The following is a 15,503-nucleotide window of genomic DNA, read 5'->3' on the forward strand; positions in this document are numbered from 1 at the left end:
AAGTTATTTACTTTATAAATATAAACCTTATGCGATAATCGGGTATTCTATTTTTGATTTTTATAATGCATTACAAAAAAAAGCTCTCTTCAATCTAATGATTTACTAAACTGTTTTCTATTCTTCAGGATGTCATTTTCAAGGCAAGAAATCTTCAAAAATAAATTCCATTATCAATCAAAATTCATAAAAAAGCGAGAGACTTTATCTCGTGTCAATCCTTAATTAATTTCAAAAAAAACAGGTTATTGAAAGATTTTAAAAAAAATAAAAAAAGGACGTAGGGGTAAAATTTGATTCAGTTGTATTACTACAATAACAAGAGCAGAATTCAGCAACTCTTAATCTCAAATTGCCTTATGATACCAATAATTATCACTGTCGTATTACTTTTTTGGTTATTTAAAAAAATCGAAACTATTGCATCTGAGAACTTCAGCTTTGTTGTGATCTCCGCCAAAGTAAAATTTTCTGTTGTCTTTCTTCTCATTGCAACAACTTTTCAGGCACAAGAAAAAACAGTAAACTATAACGTATTGCGCAATGGCACTATCATTGGGCAAATGCAGTTTTACCAAAAGACTTATAATGATGATGTTTTCCTGAAAATTTCATCAGAAGTAAAAACCAGATTGATTTTTGGTATTGATATTAAAACAGAAGAAGGTTCGCATTTTAAAAACGGAAAACTAATCTCGTCGTACGTGAAGCGCCACGTAAACGGAAAAGAGAAAGCCAATAAAACGACCCAACTTATCGATTCGAGCTATAAAACTTTAGCCGAAAATAAAAAGGGTCAAATTAAGCAACAATACATCGATTACAATCTTATGCTGCTTTACAGCAAAGAACCTGTGGACGAAAGCGAGGTTTACTCGGATAGTTTTCAGCAATTTTTAGTGATCAAAAAAACGAACCATCACTCCTATCGTATTGTATTGCCTGACGGAAATTATAATGATTACCATTTCCTGAACGGTATATGCCAAAAAGTCGAATTGCATCATTCCTTATTTACAATCAACATTCAAATTGCATAAATCAATCTAAAAATCAATCATCATGATCAAAATCATCAATTATTTATTTACTAAACTCACTTTCTTTGGTGCAGAACCTATTGCAATGGGCAAAATTCATGAAATCGAAAAAAGTGCGCCCAACTTAATTGTATATGCACTACCTGTTGTATTATTTTTTACTGTACTTGAATTTGTTGTTTTTTACTTTTTAGAAAAAAAAGAATACGACAAAAAAGAGACTTTAGGATCGGTTTTAATTGGCCTGGGAAATCTAACGGTTAATTTATTAATGAAAACCGGTTTATTGTATGCCGTTGTTGGAATTTACAATATCCTGCCTTATCGCATGGAATTTAATTGGTGGAGCTTAATACCGTGTTTTATACTTTATGATTTTAGCTCGTACTGGACACACCGAATCTCTCATTATTGCCGTTTTTTCTGGGCTACTCACGTCGTGCATCATTCTGCCGATCATTATAATCTTACGGTAAGTTTTAGACAAAGTTGGTTTCAGTATGCTAAAATTGTATTTTTTATTCCGCTGATTTTTGCCGGGTTTCATCCTGCTGTATTTTTTATTGCCAATCAACTGAGTGTTTTGTATCAGTTTTGGGTACATACAGAAGCCATTGGAAAACTGCATCCGTTTATCGAAAAACATTTCGGAACTCCATCAAACCATCGTGTACATCACGGAAGCCAGGAAAAATATCTCGACAAAAACTTTGGCGCCACTTTTATGATTTGGGACCACTTGTTTAATTCCTTTCAATACGAAGAAGAAAAACCGCGCTATGGTATTACGAGTGCGCTTAAAAGTAAACTCAATCCGTTATACCTTAACATTCATGAGTTTCAGGATATTATCAGGGATGTAAAAAAAGCAAAAGGCTTCAGGAAAAAGATGTACTATATTTTTGCCAGTCCTGACGCTATTGCCAAGAATAAATTAAAAAAAGAAATTACTCAACCTCAATTGTCTGTATCATGCGAAGAAGTCAAAAAAAGCAACAAGAATTTCAATACCAACTTTTCGAATACTTTAGCCGAAAAGATAATTGTATAAAAAACATAGAAAATGAAATAATCAGCACAGAAACAGATAAAGCATTAACGTTTACCTATCTCTCAGATCATAGTTGTATTGTGCATTGTTACGAATTTAGTTTAAATACTGATATCGATATGAACACTACAATTGATGCTTTTATTGAGCTATTAACTAATCACAACAAGGTGCATTACCAGCCCAATGCTTCTTACAATTAATCAAAAGACAACATTAAATATAAAAAGTATATATCTTTGATTGAATATCAAAACGTATTAGTGGAGTATAGCAATACAGACCAAATCAGTTTTATAAAAAACGGAAATGAAGCTGCTTTTGAAAAGGTTTTTAAAATGTATTTTAGAAACCTTCACGCTTTTGCGTACACTTTTATGAAAGACGATATCATTGCCGAAGAAATTGTACAAAATGTGTTTTTTAAGGTTTGGGAAAAGAAAGATCAACTGCAAATTGATGATTCATTAAAAGCTTATCTCTACAGAGCGGTGCATAATGAGAGTCTCAATCACATCAAACACCTTAAAATAAAAAGCTCTTTTCAACTTCAGTATTCAGGTAATATGGAATCCTCAAATCAAGATGCATCCAATCAAATGATGGCATCTGAACTCGAAAGCGATATTCAAAAAGCAATTAACGAATTGCCGCAACAATGCCGAACCATTTTTCAGATGAGTCGTTTCGAGCAACTCAAATATCAGCAAATTGCCGATCAATTGAATATTTCTATCAAAACAGTCGAAAACCAAATGGGTAAAGCGCTAAAAGTATTACGCATTAAACTGGTTGAATATCTTCCTTTCCTGCTTCACTTTTTATATTTAATACGAAGATCATGAGCCAAAACAATATGAATATGAACGATGATTTACTAGTGAAATACCTGGTTGGCGAAACTGATGCAAACGAAAGCGCAACAGTAGAAATTTGGCTTAAAGCCGATGAAAAAAACTTAAACTATTATAAGGGTTTTAAGAAAATATGGGAAGACAGCCTTGTACTTGCTGACCAAAAAACCGTTGATGAAAATGCAGCCTGGAAACGATTTCAAAATCGCATTCACGAAAATGATGTTCCTGTGCATACTTTGAAAAAGTCTTCGATGAATTGGTTACGAATTGCTGCCTCAATTTTGCTAATTAGCACTTTGGGATGGCTGGGTTATTCTTATTTCGAAAATAAATCTGCCAATACCCTAATCGAAATAAAAACAGCAAACACAACTCTAAACGATACGTTGCCAGATGGTACAACGGTTACTTTAAATAAAAATTCATCTTTGTCTTATACCAATAAGTTTAAAGGCAAAACACGACCAGTTACCTTAAAGGGCGAAGCTTTTTTTTATGTTTCTCCAGACAAAACAAAACCTTTTATCATTACAGTAAACGATGTTACGGTACAAGTAGTTGGAACTTCATTTAATGTAAAAAACAAAAACGGAAAAACAACTGTAGATGTCGAAACCGGAATTGTAAAAGTGAGCAAAAACAAAGATCAGGTAGAATTAAGACATGGCGAAAAAGTAGTCATTGCCGATCTACAATCGCATTTATTAAAAAGCGTCAGCAAAGGCAAACTGTATAATTATTATCGCAATAACGAACTTGTTTGCGAAGAAACGCCATTGCATGAATTGGTCGATGCGCTCAACGAAATATACGACGCAAATATTATTATAAAGAAAACCGCGTTGCAGAAAAAACCAATAACAACGGTATTTAAAGATCAGTCATTAGATGAAATTTTAGAAGTAATTCAAGAAACATTCCTGATCGAGATTGAACGCAAAGACAACCAAATCATATTAGAGTAATTCCATTATATGTTCATGAACTCAAAAATTACTTTAATATCGTTTTTATTTTTACTTTTTTCAGGCGCCTTTTTTAGCGCTCATGCTCAGTCTATGCTAGACATTCCGATATCTGTTCAGGCAGACAAAAAACCTTTAGGCAATATTCTGGGTTTAATGGAGCAAAAAGGAAATTTTAGATTTGCTTATTACAGCAAATTAGTTGCAAAAGATAGTCTGGTAAGCATTCACGCCGATCAGTCTACGATAAAAGACGTTCTCGATCAATTATTAAAAAACCGATATGAATATAAAGAATCAAAAGGGTTTATAATTCTGCGTTATGCGCCTTTGGAACTTGCTCTTGTGCTAGAAAAAAACAGCGTTGTAGGCGATTATCAGGTTGTAAATGGCTACATCATGGATGTACAAACCAACAAACGTATTGAAAATGCAAGTGTCTACGAAAAAAACGCCCTGCAATCTACCTTGACAGACAAAGAAGGTTTTTTTGAATTAAAACTAAAAAACATTCCTGAAACTATTGAGCTTACCGTTGTCAAGGAAAATTACAAAACCATTACTACTATTTTCCTTTCGGAAATTAAAATACAAATGGGCTCCAGAAAATCGGCAAATTCAGATTATGTCGATGGTGATTTTTCTGCAGTCGAAAGATCCGGAATTGGCCGTTTCTTTATTTCATCTAAACAAAAAATACAATCGCTTAATCTTGGTGGGCTTATATCTGAAGTTCCTGTACAAGCTTCTCTTATTCCGAGTCTGAGTACGCGCGGTATGATGAACTCGCAAATTAACAGCAGTGTTTCTTTAAACTTGTTAGGAGGATATACGGGCGGAGTTCGCGGAGTCGAAATGGCGGGACTTTACAATATTAATCGTATGAATGTTCATGCCTTACAAATGGCTGGGATATTCAATACCGTAGGCGGATCTGTAAAAGGAGTTCAGCTAGCCGGAGTTTATAATAATGTCTTTGGAGATCTTAACGGTTTGCAAATGAGCGGAATTCATAATAGCGTAAAAGGTTCACAGATAGGTTTGCAAATTTCAGGCATTTATAATCATACTCAGCAAGATTCTAAAGGAATCCAGATTGCGGCTATTTATAATAATGTAAATGGTTCTCAAAACGGATTGCAAATTTCAGGTATTTATAATGCCGGACATCAAAAAGTGCGCGGTATGCAAATTGCCGCATTAAATTATGCCAAAGAATTAGACGGACTTCAGATTGGATTAATCAATTTTGCGGGTTCGCCATCAGGTTATAGTTTTGGATTATTAAATTTTAAAAAAGATGGTTATCAAAAATTTAGTGTGACACGCAATGAAATTTCCGATATTAATTTAGCTATAAAAACAGGAGATAATAAACTCTACACTATTTTGATGGTAGGAAAAAGCGAACGAACTAACGAAGAAAAACTAACTTCTTTTGGGTTCGGGTTAGGAAAAAATGCGCCGTTAGGAAACCGCCTTAGTTACAATCCTGAAATCAGTATTCAGTATCTTTATTTAGGAAACTGGGACAGATATAATTTTGTCTATAAATTCGATTCTCCGTTTACGTTTCGAATACTCAAAGGTGTAGCGCTGTCTGCCGGACCTTCATTTAATCTTTATTCCTCTGAAAGAAGAGACAAAAGCAGCCCCGACATCAATAATTCTACTTTTGTGCAAAACCGAACCAAACGTTATAATGTAATAAAAGACAATGGCAACGGAATTACTGGATGGGTAGGCTGGAGCTTTGGTTTAACCTTATTTTAAATAACACTTTACAAAACTTTTTTTAATGCTTTTATTACGTTAAAAATCTGAATTTAGAATTTAGCTAATTTCAACCAATAATCCACAGACATTCAAAACATTACCAAAAATCTACTAAAATTGTGAATATCTATTTCAGGAATTCAGCCTTTATTTTCCTGTAAAATCTATCTTTGGCATCCTTAAAAAACATTAGAAGATGAGCGCAACTTGGTACGAATGCAAAGTAAAATATAGAAAGACAGACGAAACCGGAGGACAAAAAGTTTTAACCGAGCCTTATTTGGTTGATGCTTTATCGTATACCGAAGCCGAAAAAAGAATAAATGAAGAAATGGCGGCTTACATTAGTGAAGAATTTAAAATCACGAATATAAAAGTAGCTAACTATGCCGAAATTCATCCTTTCGAAAATGCAGATCGTTGGTTTAAATCGAAAGTTTCATTATTGGCTTATGACGAAGAAAGCGGTAAAGAAAGAAAATCGAACATGTATATTTTAGTGCAGGCAAATGATGTAAGAGAAGCTTATGATAATACGCTTCATATCATGCAAAGCACTATGGGAGAATATTCGATCCCGGCAGTTTCTGAGTCTCCAATTATGGATGTTTTCCCTTATTTCAGCGGTGAAGAAGGCGAAACCGAACAATTAGAAAGATTCAATAGACTAAAAGCTTCAAAACCTGTAGAGGTCGAAAAAATCGACCATATGGAATTTGAAGAGGCAGAATAATCTTTTAAATCCCAAAAATAAAATTACAAATTCCAAAAGAGGATTTTGAAAAATAGCTTCAGAGAAATCTGGAGCTTTTTTATTTTGTAACATTTAAGCCAATAAACTGTCTTATTCGGAAATCAAAATAAATTATATATTAGCATTACCATTAACCACCTACAAACCAAATCTTCATGAGCAAAAAAACAATAATTCTAATTGGGTTTATCCTGCTAAAATTTGTTTTGCAATATCAATTAATAAATCCTGAATACGATTTGCAACGTGATGAATATCTGCATCTCGATCAGGCACATCACCTGGCCTGGGGTTATTTATCGGTTCCGCCGGTAACTTCCTGGATTTCTTATATTATATTTCTTCTTGGTAATACTGTTTTTTGGGTAAAATTTTTCCCTGCTCTTTTTGGCGCTTTAACGCTTTTGATCGTCTGGAAAACTATCGAGAGTTTAAAAGGCAATTTATATGCGTTAATTCTAGGTGCAACTTGTATCTTATTTTCGACATTGTTGCGAATTAATACGCTGTACCAGCCCAACTCATTAGACATATCGTGTTGGACAGGTTTTTACTATATTATCATTCAATACATCCTGACCGAAAAACCTAAATACTTTTTTATAGGTGCGATCGTATTTGCCTTTGGTTTTCTAAACAAATACAATATTTTGTTTTTGCTAATTGGCCTCCTTCCTGCCCTATTATTATCCAGTGAAAGAAAAGTGTTTGTCGAGAAAAAACTTTACTTCGCCCTGATTGTGGGATTGTTTTTAATTTTACCCAATCTTTTATGGCAATACAATAATCACTTTCCTATTGTGCACCATATGAAAGAATTGGCTGAAACACAATTGGTCAATGTTGACCGAACAGGTTTTCTAAAAGAACAATTATTGTTTTTTATTGGTTCTTTCTTGGTGATTATTGCTGCTTTGTATGCGTTGTTGTTATACAAACCTTTTGCCCGATTCAAATTCTTTTTTGCATCGCTGATTTTTACCCTTGCCATCTTTATGTATTTTAAGGCCAAAGCGTATTATGCTATTGGGCTATATCCTGTTTATATTGCTTTTGGCGCAGTTTTTCTTTCGCAAATTTTACAAACGGGCTGGAAACGTTACTTACAACCAGTGTTTATTATTATTCCGTTATTGTTTTTTATTCCGATGTACCATCTTACGTTTCCCAATAAAAGCCCTGAATATTTTGTAAAAAATCAGGAGCAATATAAAAAAATAGGAATGCTTCGTTGGGAAGACGGGAAAGATCACGATTTGCCACAAGATTTTGCCGACATGCTGGGCTGGAAAGAACTGGCCCGAAAAACAGATTCGGTTTATGCTTTAATCCCAAACAAAAAGGAAACGATCGTACTTTGCGATAATTACGGACAAGCCGGAGCCATCAATTATTATACTAAAAAAGGAATTAAAGCCGTTTCTTTTAATGCTGATTATGTCAATTGGTTTGATCTTACTATTCAGTACAAAAACCTCATCCGAATTAAAAATTACGAAGAAAAGAGTACCGAATTTAAGGAAACTGGTCCGTTTTTTCAATCCTCAGCAATTGCCGGCGAAATAACCAACAAATATGCACGAGAGTACAAAACGACTATTTTTGTGTTTACCAAAGCTAAAATCAATATTAATAAAAGAATTGAAGACGAAATAAAAGAAGAAAAGGATTATCTCAAGGAATAAACTCCAGCAATGACAGACTTTAGCAATATTGAATATTTAAAAAACGGAAATAAAAAACAGCGTAATGCTTTTGAAGTCTTAACTCAACATAAAATTTTATCGAACCTTGCGGAATTTGACCCAATTTTGGTTGGAACGATTCCGATTAATATTGATATCGAAAACAGCGATTTGGATATTATTTGTTATTGGAATGACAAAGCCAATTTTATAGAAAAGATCATTTTATTTTTTGGAAAAGAAGCCGGATTCGCTATCAGGGAAATATTTATTAATGGCAGAGATTCTGTTGTTGCAAATTTCAAAATAGAAAACTTTGAAATTGAGGTATTTGGACAAAATATTCCCACCAAAGATCAAAACGGATATAGACACATGCTTATCGAAAATGAAATTCTACAATCAAAAGGCAACGATTTTAGATCAGAAATTATCAAACTCAAACAAAATGGCTACAAAACCGAACCTGCTTTTGCCTTTTTATTAGGCCTAAAAGGAGATCCTTACACCGAATTATTAGAATATAAAATCTAAGTCATAAATTACGCATATTTAAATACCTCTATTTTAAACATTTACAATAAAAAAGCACAAAATAAAAAATAATTCACAAATTTCTTTGCATAACCGTATTTAGTGCTTATATTTGCACCCGAAACATCGCGGGATAGAGCAGTAGGCAGCTCGTCGGGCTCATAACCCGAAGGTCACAGGTTCGAGTCCTGTTCCCGCTACTAAGACAAAGCTTCAGAGAAATCTGGAGCTTTTTTGTTTATATTTACTTTTCATTCTCTTAAAAGAAACAGATAATACAATTGCTGATTCAAATAAGAAATCATTAAGTCCGAAAAAATCTAAAAACAATGCAAGAATTCAAAATAAAATATGAGCAAGAATCTCCAGAACCTATTTTAGGTATAGATTGGAATTTATATTCAAACAGAATCTTAATTGCTTATAGAGTAGAATCATCAATTGTACTAGAAATAAAAACTTCAAGTTTGGAAATAGTTTCTTCAGGTAAACTAAAAATTGGTGATAAGCTTAAAAAAATTGCATTAAACGACAATACGACTTATGCCCTCTTGGTATTTGAAAAAAAATCAGTTATAGTTAGACTTTCAGATTATTCCATATTTTGTCAACTTGAGAGAAATGATGGTTTTTTAGATGGAGCTTTCGCGGAGAAAAATACTGTTTATTTAACTATACCAGCTTCATCTGGGAGTGTAGATTGGAGCTTTTGGGATTATGTTAATAATGATTTTCAGGAGTATGAACTAGAACGCTATGAACATTATGGAAGAGGAGCAGTTCTGCATCCAAGTAAAAAACTAATTGGAGCTTGTTGGAGTGCCTATCAGTCAGGTTTTTTAATTCATTCTGCAGTTCCCGAAAATAAGAGATTAAAATACTTCAATTTCGGAGAAAATGAGTGTTCAAGATCTGAATATGAAGCCAGTTGTCCTTCGTTCAATACTGATGGAGATAAAATAGCGTTTATTGTGAATCCTTACCTAGGAGGACAAGAAAACATCGAGAAATTGTGTATTTATGACATAGAAAATCAATCTAGTGCATTAATAGAGATTCCATTGCCAGATTTTAAAAATGAATCGGTCTTAAATACTTATTTTATGGGACAAAGTGAATTTGTCCTACTGCACAAAAGAAGCACCATAGATATTGTAGAACTTGAGTCTAAAGTAAATCATCAAATAATTAATAGAGAAATAGAATATCTATCTGTTAATCCGTATACCAATCAATTTGTTGTCTCAGAAAGTAAAAAATTATCAGTTTATAGCTTTTTAAATAAGGAATCTGATGATTTTAATTACAGCATTTTAAGTGCTGTTGATTATGCAAGTTCTTTTGTTTCAAATCACATTAATAAACTTAAAGTGGCTGGTGATAAAGAAGTACATATTCACGCTGCAATATCTAATACAGACGAAATACCTAAAGTTTATGTAAAATTTGGTTTTGAGAGAGCAATTTATCGTTTGGATTCGAAGGAAATAATTGAGGAAAAACTTTCTGAATCAACAAAATTGGAAGTTACCAACTGGTTTGATCTGAATCAGGAAACTCAGTTATTTAAATGGAAAGAAAATAATAATGAAAAGAAAAAAACAATTCTTAAATCAAAAAACAATTCACTAATAGAGATTTTTTCAGGACAACGAGCAATGGAACAATATCCGAACATTCGCATTTATTATGAAAATTCGAACTGGATGGTTGACGTTGAAGATATTAAAGAACGAGAGTCATTACCCGAAGCAATTAATGAAATTGCAAATAATTGGATTGATTTAAATTACATAGAAATTATTAAACCTTGGAAAAATACTGCAGATGATAACAATTTGAACTTAGTGACCGAAGGCTCGTTGGTTCAACCAATGAGTAAAAAATCTAGCTTTTGGGTTACGTTGAAAAATTTATGGTCATGAAATTCTTATTAAATCATCTCTAAAACGGTTCGAGAATTGTCCCGTTAGGGCTACTAAGACAAAGCTTCAGAGAAATCTGGAGCTTTTTTGGTTTGATTTCTTACGCAGGCTTTATTAGATTACTTTTTAGTTTAGCATAAATGTCAAGACTTATAATTTTACCATCTTTAATTTCACAGTCTTTCATAGTTCCTTCGTACTGAAAGTCAAGTTTAGCCATTAGGTTTTTACAATTCTTATTTTCCGACTCAACAAATCCTTCAATTCTGTTAAGTTCTAAATTGTCAAATCCATAATTGCAAATTAACGGCATTGCTTCTTTCATAATTCCATGTCCCCAAAAATTAGAGATTAACCAAAAACCGATTTCTGCTTTTTTATGTTCCTTACTTAAGTTATTTAACCCACCCGCTCCATAGAATGTTGCATTATCAGCCGAGCAAATAGCAAACCAAATTCCTGTATAGTTTTTTTCAAGGTCAGCAAAAAAAATCATTTGTTCTTTAGTTGCTTCCAATGTTTGAAAACTCACTCCATAATATTTAATAACTTCTGGATGCGAAAGTCCTTTGAAAACATTTTCAAGATCACTATCTGCAAATTGTCGCAGTAAAAGCCTTTCGGTTTTTATAGTTGGAAATTCTTTCTTCATGATTTTTTTGTTTGTTTCTTATTATCAGTTTTCGTCGTCAGGAACTTACCGCTAAATTATTTATATAAGTCTTTCCCCTAATAAAACAAAGCTTCAGATTTCTCTGAAGCTTTATTGTTTTTATAAAATAAGTGCTTTCGCAAGCGTAACACTACCAAATAGTTATTCTATCTTTCTTCGGCAAGAACATTTTATCTCCAGGTTGTACATTAAATGCCTCGTAAAAAGGTGTCGTATTCATTAACGGGCCATTAACACGCCAGTTTGGTGGAGAATGCGGATTATTGTTAATCCACAAACGCAGGAATTCGTCTTTCATTTTTACTCGCCATATTTTGGCTATAGAAATAAAGAAACGTTGGTCTGGAGTAAAACCGTCGATTTTTGTGTTTCCTTTTCCTTGTTCAGTCATTTTAAAAGCATCATAAGCAACGGCTATTCCGGCGATATCTGCCGTATTTTCACCAACTGTCATTGCACCATTAATATGTAGATTGTCTAAAACAGTATAGGTACTGTATAAATTAATAACCTGTTGTATTCTTGACTTAAATTGTGCATAATCCTCTTTTGTCCACCAGTCTTTTAAGTTACCAACCTTATCAAATTGAGCCCCCTGATCATCAAAAGTATGGGTTATTTCGTGTCCTATAACCATTCCGATACCTCCGTAATTAAGCGCGTCATCTGCATTATTATCAAAATATGGAGGTTGCAAAATACCTGCAGGAAAAACAATTTCATTTGCAGTAAGGTTATTATATGCTGTAACCGTTGGAACTGTAGTATACCATTCTGACTTATCGACTGGTTTGTCTAATTTTGCCAATTGAAATTGATATGCGGCCGCTGCGGCCGAAACCATATTCTCAAAATAGGTATTTCTGGCTATTTTTACATTGCTATAATCTTTCCATTTATCCGGATATCCTATTTTCTTCGTAATAGCAAACAATTTTTCTTTGGCTTTTTGTTTCGTACCAGGACTCATCCATTCTAATTTATCAATTCTTATACCATAGGCTTTTTGCAGATTATTCACGAGAACCAACATACGTTTTTTAGCATCTTCCGGAAAGTATTTCTTTACATACAATTCACCCAAAGCGTCGCCTAAGTAAGTGTCAAGCACATTAGCCATTTTTTCGCCACGTGATTTTTGAACAGCCTGACCAGAAAGCACTTTTGTATATTCGAATAAAGCATCGACAAAAGACTTACTTAAATCATCTGAATATCTTTCTATAGAGTTTGCTTTCAAATAAATTTTCCAATTATTAACCGGAATAGTTTTTAAGAGTTTATTAAGCGCGTCATAATAAGCAGGCTGACATACATTAATAGAATCAGTTTTAGCACCTAAATTATTTAAAAAGGTAGTCCAGTTTATGTTAGGATGTTTTTTTACAAGATCTGTCACAGCCATTTTATTATAATTTGCCTGCACATCACGAAGCTCGACTTTTGTTCTATGCGAACCTGCTAGTTGTTTATCAATATCATAAACCAAATTAGCATTCTTTTCGGCCTCTTTGGCATCGCTGCCCGTTTGTTGAAACAAGGTAGCAAGGTATTTTTTGTATGCTTTCTGTATGGCAACGGTTGATGAATCTGATTTGAAATAATAATCCCTGTCAGGCAAACCAATGCCGGTTTGATAGAGCTGGGCAATATTCATGCTGCTGTGTTTATTGTCGGGTGACACTCCAAAAGCTATAATAGAAGAGTTGTCTACTTTTACCTCATTAACTACAAAGTTCATTAAAGAAGGTAAATCGCTAATTGCGTCAATTTTGGCAAGCAAAGGTTTGATAGGTGTATAGCCGCGTTTGTCAATAGTTACGGTATCCATACCTGAGGCATAAAAATCTCCTACCTTTTGCGCTATACTTCCTGCCTCATTCTTACTTTTCGAAATACTGTCTAATATCCCCTGAAGACGCATTCGTTGTGGGTAATTCATAAACATATAGGCACCAACTCCGGATTGAGATGCTGGTATTGATACAGAATCATACCATTTGCCATTTACGTATTTAAAAAAGTCATTCCCAGGACGCAATGTCGAATCTATTCCGGTGATAGCAACATTTTTTTTTCCTTGATGTTTGGAACATGCTGTAAAAGCTAAGAATGCAATGAAGAGCATTAATGAATTTCTCATAATCTAGACTTATTTCTATTAAAATGAACTGAAAAACGTTTGAAAGCAAATATTTTAAAATGCAGAACAATATACGAATTCAGTTCGTAATTCTAAACTTTTTACAAAATTACTGCGCATAAACAACATAATTACAGCTAATTGTTTATCATTAATGCAATAATCCAGTATAACATTACGAGACCTGGCTGGCTTTAAACCTAAATAATCCTGTTATTCAGATTTGGTAACTAAGCGATAGCGTACAGACAAAACAAATCATCCTGAATATAAAACCGATTCTTCGGAGTCAGCTCGCAATCGTTATGCAAATATTTCGTTTACAAACAACAACTAAATACTTACTAATCAAAACACTATAATTCAACGCTATTAATTTCACTAATTACTTTGCGCTATTTTTCTTTTATTACAATGCAATTTTATCTTAATTTTATCACAAGAATGTAGTTAAAAAAAATGAAGTAAAAATGATTACCCATAACGAATATTAAACTCCAAAAATTAAACCTCTAACCCCTAACCTATAACTAATGTATTACATGAATAATAAAAATCTGATACCAATTTTTATACTATTGTTTTTTTTGTCCTGTAAAATTCAGGCACAAGGATCTGATAAAAACACGAAGGATAGTATACTGCTGTACAATAAAATGCTTTCAGTAAAACAAATACAACAGGATCTTAAAATACTTCTTGCCATAAACGAAAAAGCAAATTCCGGCTTTTACCAATACCGTTCTAAAAAACAAATTGATAGTCTTTACAATACAACTATTAAAAATATCAAGAAGTCTTTAAGCGTTACGGAGTTTTACAAAATAATGCTCCATCTGACGGACTATGAAGGAAGCGTACACAATTATACTATTCCTGATCTCGACTTAATAAAATTTCTGAACAGGCAAAAATCTTTTTTCCCCTATCCTCTTCTTTATATTAAGGGGCAAATTATTTTTGATGGTCAATCATCAGATATACCAGCCGGCTCGAGGATAAGAAGCATAAATGGGATAAGTGACACAAAATTGATGCAGTCTTTTTATAAATATTATACAGCAGATGGCTTTAACACTACAGAAAAATTATCGGCCAGCGTAAATAAATCCTTTGGAATAAATTATCTGCTGGAATATGGTCTTTCTAATGAATTCATTATAGAATACAATTCACCAAAATCTGAATCTCTTCAAAAAAAGGTACTTCCTGCAGTAACACTAAAGCAAAGAGAAGCAAACATTAAAAATAGATTTAGCGCTCCTGTTACGGATTTGCTAGATTACAAAAAACAGTCTCCCTACAGCTTTCGCATGCTTAACCCGACAACAGGTTTATTAAATCTAAGATGGTTTGGAATGGCATACGGATCAGACGATCCTAAGTTTGAACCGTATGTTCATTTTTTGGATAGCGTTTTTACAGGACTGGACAAAAACAAAGTTCCTAACCTGATCATTGATGTTAGAAACAATCCTGGTGGCAGTGATCCTAATTTTGAACAACCTGTAATGTACCTCACAGATCAACCATTCAAGGAAAATGTAAAAGCTACCATAATTTTCGATCCCAACTTGTTGCCTTTTGAGAACTATTTCTGGGGCGTTTTAACATCAGAACGAATGGATAGTATTTCTAAAAAAATGGGAAAAGAATACCTAAAAGATGTCTATCCGGTTTTTAAGAACAATATAAGTGTACAAAACCCAAAATACAATCCGGTTTATTATCCCAAATCGCCAAAGTTTAAAGGCAATCTTTATCTTTTGATTAATGAAAATGTGGCATCAGCTGCTTCACATTTTGCTTCTCTGGTAAAAGCGTATGTTCAAAATGTTACCATTGTTGGCGTAGAGACTGTTGGCGGTTACTATCGTCACAACGGACATTCACCACTGATCTATGAGCTTCCCAATTCAAAGATAAAAACACAATTTTCGATTGTAAATCTGGTTCAGGATGCGCCAAAAAAGGAGAATCAGCCAGAAGGTCGTGGTATTATGCCAGATCATGAGGTATGGCCATCTCTGGATGATTTTTTCCAACAAAAGGATACGCAAATGGAGTTTACACTTAAACTTATAAAAACGAAATAATTTA

General features: G+C 33.4%; 12 protein-coding genes and 1 tRNA gene. 11 read left to right on the plus strand and 2 right to left on the minus strand.

The window, feature by feature from the left end; genetic code table 11:
• Positions 1-359 precede the first annotated feature (359 nt).
• From FLACOL7796_RS17300 to FLACOL7796_RS17345, 10 genes are all read left to right on the plus strand, one after another.
• Entirely contained in the window at positions 360-1,040 is a 681-nt protein-coding gene (locus FLACOL7796_RS17300) for a DUF6134 family protein (RefSeq protein ID WP_173971984.1), read from the plus strand.
• Between the two features lie 22 nt (positions 1,041-1,062).
• Positions 1,063-2,091 (plus strand): sterol desaturase family protein, encoded by a 1,029-nt coding sequence (locus tag FLACOL7796_RS17305; RefSeq protein WP_173971985.1) that lies wholly within the window; start codon positions 1,063-1,065, stop codon positions 2,089-2,091.
• A gap of 239 nt (positions 2,092-2,330) precedes the next feature.
• The gene (locus tag FLACOL7796_RS17310) at positions 2,331-2,936 is read left to right on the plus strand and encodes an RNA polymerase sigma-70 factor (protein ID WP_232067395.1); all 606 of its coding nucleotides are present in this window, start codon (positions 2,331-2,333) and stop codon (positions 2,934-2,936) included.
• On the plus strand, positions 2,933-3,913 hold the full coding sequence (locus FLACOL7796_RS17315) for a FecR family protein (RefSeq protein WP_173971986.1): 981 nt from the start codon (positions 2,933-2,935) through the stop codon (positions 3,911-3,913). Before FLACOL7796_RS17310 ends, FLACOL7796_RS17315 begins: the two co-directional genes overlap by 4 nt.
• Before the next feature lie 15 nt (positions 3,914-3,928).
• Positions 3,929-5,686, plus strand: coding sequence for an STN and carboxypeptidase regulatory-like domain-containing protein (locus tag FLACOL7796_RS17320; RefSeq protein ID WP_173971987.1), 1,758 nt, complete (start codon positions 3,929-3,931; stop codon positions 5,684-5,686).
• A 199-nt stretch (positions 5,687-5,885) separates the two neighbouring features.
• Complete coding sequence (locus FLACOL7796_RS17325; protein WP_173971988.1) at positions 5,886-6,422, plus strand: DUF4494 domain-containing protein; 537 nt, start codon at positions 5,886-5,888, stop codon at positions 6,420-6,422.
• A gap of 176 nt (positions 6,423-6,598) precedes the next feature.
• On the plus strand, positions 6,599-8,128 hold the full coding sequence (locus FLACOL7796_RS17330) for a glycosyltransferase family 39 protein (RefSeq protein WP_173971989.1): 1,530 nt from the start codon (positions 6,599-6,601) through the stop codon (positions 8,126-8,128).
• Positions 8,129-8,137: 9 nt separating this feature from the next.
• Positions 8,138-8,662, plus strand: coding sequence for a DUF4269 domain-containing protein (locus tag FLACOL7796_RS17335; protein ID WP_173971990.1), 525 nt, complete (start codon positions 8,138-8,140; stop codon positions 8,660-8,662).
• A gap of 127 nt (positions 8,663-8,789) precedes the next feature.
• Positions 8,790-8,862, plus strand: a tRNA-Met gene (locus tag FLACOL7796_RS17340).
• Between the two features lie 129 nt (positions 8,863-8,991).
• Positions 8,992-10,587 carry a hypothetical protein gene (locus FLACOL7796_RS17345; RefSeq protein ID WP_173971991.1) on the plus strand — a complete coding sequence of 532 codons (1,596 nt, stop codon included), beginning with the start codon at positions 8,992-8,994 and terminating at the stop codon, positions 10,585-10,587.
• Between the two features lie 100 nt (positions 10,588-10,687).
• On the opposite strand, the gene FLACOL7796_RS17350 is transcribed toward FLACOL7796_RS17345, so the two are convergent.
• Together FLACOL7796_RS17350 and FLACOL7796_RS17355 are read right to left on the minus strand one after the other, a co-directional pair.
• Positions 10,688-11,239, minus strand: coding sequence for a GNAT family N-acetyltransferase (locus FLACOL7796_RS17350; protein ID WP_173971992.1), 552 nt, complete (start codon positions 11,237-11,239; stop codon positions 10,688-10,690).
• Positions 11,240-11,390: 151 nt separating this feature from the next.
• On the minus strand, positions 11,391-13,403 hold the full coding sequence (locus FLACOL7796_RS17355) for a M13 family metallopeptidase (RefSeq protein WP_173971993.1): 2,013 nt from the start codon (positions 13,401-13,403) through the stop codon (positions 11,391-11,393).
• 542 nt (positions 13,404-13,945) lie between these two features.
• Here FLACOL7796_RS17355 and FLACOL7796_RS17360 point away from each other — a divergent pair.
• Positions 13,946-15,499, plus strand: a complete 1,554-nt coding sequence (locus FLACOL7796_RS17360; RefSeq protein ID WP_173971994.1) for a S41 family peptidase — start codon at positions 13,946-13,948, stop codon at positions 15,497-15,499.
• Positions 15,500-15,503: the final 4 nt, after the last annotated feature.

It is taken from the genome of Flavobacterium bizetiae (assembly GCF_902804475.1).
GTDB lineage: Bacteria > Bacteroidota > Bacteroidia > Flavobacteriales > Flavobacteriaceae > Flavobacterium > Flavobacterium bizetiae.

Bases quoted from the DNA above. Each gene is read 5' to 3' on its own strand.
- FLACOL7796_RS17300 (WP_173971984.1), top strand. From the start codon at position 360: ATGATACCAATAATTATCACTGTCGTATTACTTTTTTGGTTATTTAAA.
- FLACOL7796_RS17305 (WP_173971985.1), top strand. From the start codon at position 1,063: ATGATCAAAATCATCAATTATTTATTTACTAAACTCACTTTCTTTGGT.
- FLACOL7796_RS17315 (WP_173971986.1), top strand. From the start codon at position 2,933: ATGAGCCAAAACAATATGAATATGAACGATGATTTACTAGTGAAATAC.
- FLACOL7796_RS17320 (WP_173971987.1), top strand. From the start codon at position 3,929: ATGAACTCAAAAATTACTTTAATATCGTTTTTATTTTTACTTTTTTCA.
- FLACOL7796_RS17325 (WP_173971988.1), top strand. From the start codon at position 5,886: ATGAGCGCAACTTGGTACGAATGCAAAGTAAAATATAGAAAGACAGAC.
- FLACOL7796_RS17330 (WP_173971989.1), top strand. From the start codon at position 6,599: ATGAGCAAAAAAACAATAATTCTAATTGGGTTTATCCTGCTAAAATTT.
- FLACOL7796_RS17335 (WP_173971990.1), top strand. From the start codon at position 8,138: ATGACAGACTTTAGCAATATTGAATATTTAAAAAACGGAAATAAAAAA.
- FLACOL7796_RS17345 (WP_173971991.1), top strand. From the start codon at position 8,992: ATGCAAGAATTCAAAATAAAATATGAGCAAGAATCTCCAGAACCTATT.
- FLACOL7796_RS17350 (WP_173971992.1), bottom strand. From the start codon at position 11,239: ATGAAGAAAGAATTTCCAACTATAAAAACCGAAAGGCTTTTACTGCGA.
- FLACOL7796_RS17355 (WP_173971993.1), bottom strand. From the start codon at position 13,403: ATGAGAAATTCATTAATGCTCTTCATTGCATTCTTAGCTTTTACAGCA.
- FLACOL7796_RS17360 (WP_173971994.1), top strand. From the start codon at position 13,946: ATGAATAATAAAAATCTGATACCAATTTTTATACTATTGTTTTTTTTG.